Origin of the sequence: Azospirillum sp. B4 (assembly GCF_000333275.1) — a bacterium.
Lineage (GTDB): Bacteria > Pseudomonadota > Alphaproteobacteria > Azospirillales > Azospirillaceae > Nitrospirillum.
The window spans coordinates 1-2,018 of sequence record NZ_BACU01000178.1 but is presented as its reverse complement, the minus strand read 5'-3'; the positions used below and the strand labels follow the sequence as shown (position 1 = coordinate 2,018).

Genomic DNA, 2,018 nt, shown 5'->3' with positions numbered 1-2,018 from the left:
CGGGGGGTTGGTGGGCGACGCCAATACCATGACGCTGGTCAATTCCTATGCCACCGGCGGCGTCAGCACCGGCAGCAGCGGCGCGCAATATGTCGGCGGCCTGGTCGGCGTCAACACCTTTGGCTCAATCCTGGGCAGCTACGCCACCGGCAATCTGCTGCTGTCGAGTGCCGCAGCGCGCATCGGCGGTCTGGTCGGCTCCAACTCAGGCACCGTCAGCGGTAGTTACGCTACCGGAACGATCACGGCCACCGGTACCGGCAATCAGTATTTCGGCGGCTTGGTCGGGGTGAACTCCCAAACCACGGCCGGTTCGGCGTCCGCGCTCATCGCCGACAGCTACGCCACGGGCAACCTGTCGGTCGGGGCGGCCACGGGTGTCGGCACCATGGCGCAGTATATCGGCGGGCTGCTCGGTCACCAGCAAAATGGCATCATCAGCGGCAGCTATGCCACCGGCACGGTGTCGGTTGGCCGGACCACCTTCTACGTCGGTGGCTTGGTCGGGGCGTCGGAGGCATTCAACCTCACATCGTCGTCCGTGCTGGGCAGCTATGCCACCGGCACGGTCATCGCCGGCACGGCGGGCACTGATATCGGCGGCCTCGCCGGTCGCAACTATGGCAGCCTGATCCGGGGCGCCTACGCGACGGGGGCCGTCAGGGCCGGCACCCTGTCCAACGGCGTTGGTGGCCTGGTGGGCGAGAACGCCGTCAGCGGCACCGTCATCCCCACGATCGCGCAGAGTTGGGCCAGCGGGTCGGTGTCCGCGGCGGCGGGCGTCAGCGTGGGCGGCCTGGTCGGCAGGATGACCTCCGGCACGGTGTTGACCAGCTTTTGGGACACGGTCGCCACCAACCAGACGAACGCCTATGGCACCAGTTCGGCCGGCTCCTTTTCCGCCACCGGCGTCAGTGGCACCGCCGCCTATGCCTCCGCCACGTACAGCGGCTTCGACTTCACCTCCACCTGGTACATGGTGGACGGCTATACCCGGCCCTTCCTGAAGGCGGAAGCCCGGACCACCATCATCAACGCCCACCAGCTTGAATTGATGGGCGCCAATCCGGGCGGAAGCTACGTCCTGGGCGCCAACATCACGATGGCGGAGCTGGCGCAGACCTCGGGCTTGTGGAACACGGCCACCGGCTTCGCCCCCATCGGCATCACGTCCGCCGGCGGCAACGCCAGCCCTACCGCCTTCACCGGTACGCTGAACGGCCGGGGCTACAGCATCAGCGGCATGACCATCGTCAGTGCCGCCAGCGATAACATCGGCTTGTTCAGCGACATCGGCGCGGCCGGCACGGTCACCAACCTGACGCTGACGAACGCCAGGATCAGCGTCGGTGCCGTCAGCGGCGTCGGCCTCGTCGCCGGGCAGAACAGCGGCACCATCAGCGGCGTCCAGACCAACGGCACGATTCTGGCGGCATCGGGGGCCCAGCGCCTGGGCGGGGTGGCCGGCGTGAATGCCGGCCTCATCACGGCGGCGTACACGGGCGGCACCGTGTCGGCGGTGGCGGCCCAGAGCGTGGGGGGTATCGTCGGCTACAACAGCGCCACCGTCGCCAACAGCCACGCCATCAGCGCGGTCATGGTCGGTGATGGCGCGCAGTCCGTCGGCGGCGCCGTGGGCTATGACGCCGGCACCATCAGCGCCAGCGACGGTATCGGCATCGTCCAGGTGGGCAGCGGGGCGCAGGCCGCGGGTGGCTTGGTCGGGTATGAGGCGGGGCTGGTCACGGCCAGTTATGGCGGTGGGTGTATAACGACGGCCAGTGCCGCGCAGTATGTCGGTGGCCTGGCGGGAACTGTCACCGCCGCGGGAGTCGTCAACGGCGGCTACGGCGCCGCCACGATCATCGCCGGTGCCGGCGCGGTGGATGTCGGCGGCCTAGTCGGCGCCAACGCCGGCCAGGTGACCGGTGCCTACGCCATCGGCGGCATCCTGGTCGGCAGCGCCGGCACCCCCGTGGGCGGCCTGGCGGGTGCCAACACGGGGACCATCACCGCCG

At 69.2% G+C, this 2,018-nt stretch carries 1 protein-coding gene; it reads left to right on the top strand.

Annotated features, from left to right (window positions below):
- Window positions 1-10: 10 nt before the first annotated feature.
- On the top strand, window positions 11-2,018 hold a 2,008-nt coding region (locus I55_RS07930; protein ID WP_286364292.1), incomplete at its 3' end, for a GLUG motif-containing protein.